Source organism: Paraburkholderia sp. RL17-381-BIF-C, assembly GCF_046026435.1.
GTDB lineage: Bacteria > Pseudomonadota > Gammaproteobacteria > Burkholderiales > Burkholderiaceae > Paraburkholderia.
In genome coordinates, this window is sequence record NZ_JARESX010000181.1 from 1 (window position 1) to 1379 (window position 1379).

Below are 1379 nucleotides of genomic sequence, written 5' to 3' on the forward strand. Positions count from 1 at the left end.
CCCTGGTCGGCTTGCAGCACGTGTTCGACGTAGAGTTTGTAGTAGCCGCGTTTGGGCGCTTCCGGCGCCTGCCATGCGGCGCGCCGGCGCGCGAGTTCCTCGTCGGTGACGTCCAGATGCAGGCGGCGTGCTTCGACGTCCAGCTCGATCATGTCGCCGGTTTGCACGAACGCGAGCGGGCCGCCCGCGGCCGCTTCCGGCGACACGTGCAGCACCACCGCACCGTAAGCCGTGCCGCTCATGCGGCCATCCGAAATGCGCACCATGTCCGTAATGCCTTTTTGCAGCACCTTTTTCGGCAGCGGCATGTTGCCGACTTCCGCAAAGCCTGGATAACCCTTCGGCCCCGCGCCCTTGAGCACCATGATGCAATGCTCGTCGATGTCGAGCGAATCGTCGTCGACCTTCGCGTGCAGTTCCTCGATGTTCTCGAACACGACCGCGCGGCCACGATGCTTGAGCAACGCTGCGGTCGCCGCCGACGGTTTGATCACGGCGCCATTCGGCGCCAGATTGCCCTTGAGCACCGCAATGCCGGCCTTCGGCTTGAACGGCTCGGCGAACGTCGTGATGACCTTCTCGTCGTGATTCGGCGCGTTGCGCACGTTGTCCCAGAGCGTCTTGCCGTTCACCGTCAGCGCTTCTTTATGCAGGAGCCCCTGCTCGCCGAGTTGCTTCAACACGGCCGGCAAGCCGCCCGCGTAGTAAAAATCCTCCATCAGATACTCGCCGGACGGTTGCAGATTCACGAGACACGGCACGTTCGAACCGAGCTCCCAATCCTCCAGCGACAACTCCACGCCAATGCGCTTCGCGAGCGCGATCAGGTGGACAACCGCATTGGTCGAGCCGCCGATCGCGGCGTTCGTGCGGATCGCGTTTTCAAACGCCTGGCGCGTGAGGATCTTGTCCATCGTCAGATCCTCGCGAACCATGTCGACAATGCGCCGGCCCGCGAGATGCGCGAGCACCTGACGGCGCGCATCGACGGCGGGAATCGCCGCGTTGTGCGGCAGGCCCATGCCCAGCGATTCGACCATCGAGGCCATGGTCGACGCCGTGCCCATCGTCATGCAGTGGCCGCGCGAGCGGTTCATGCACGACTCGGCCTCGGTGAATTCTTCCTGCGTCATCGTACCGGCGCGTACTTCTTCGGACATCTGCCATACGCCCGTGCCGGAGCCGATGTTCTTGCCGCGAAAGCGGCCGTTCAACATCGGTCCGCCGGAAACCGCCAATGCGGGTAGATTGCACGAAGCCGCGCCCATCAGCAGGGCCGGCGTGGTCTTGTCGCAGCCGACCAGCAGGATCACGCCGTCCATCGGATTGCCGCGAATCGACTCCTCGACATCCATGGAAGCGAGGTTGCGAAACAGCAT

1 protein-coding gene is annotated in these 1379 nt (G+C 63.8%); it reads right to left on the minus strand.

The window, feature by feature from the left end:
- A partial coding sequence (locus P0D70_RS36535) for an IlvD/Edd family dehydratase (protein WP_408188102.1) occupies positions 1-1379 on the minus strand: 1379 nt, incomplete at both ends.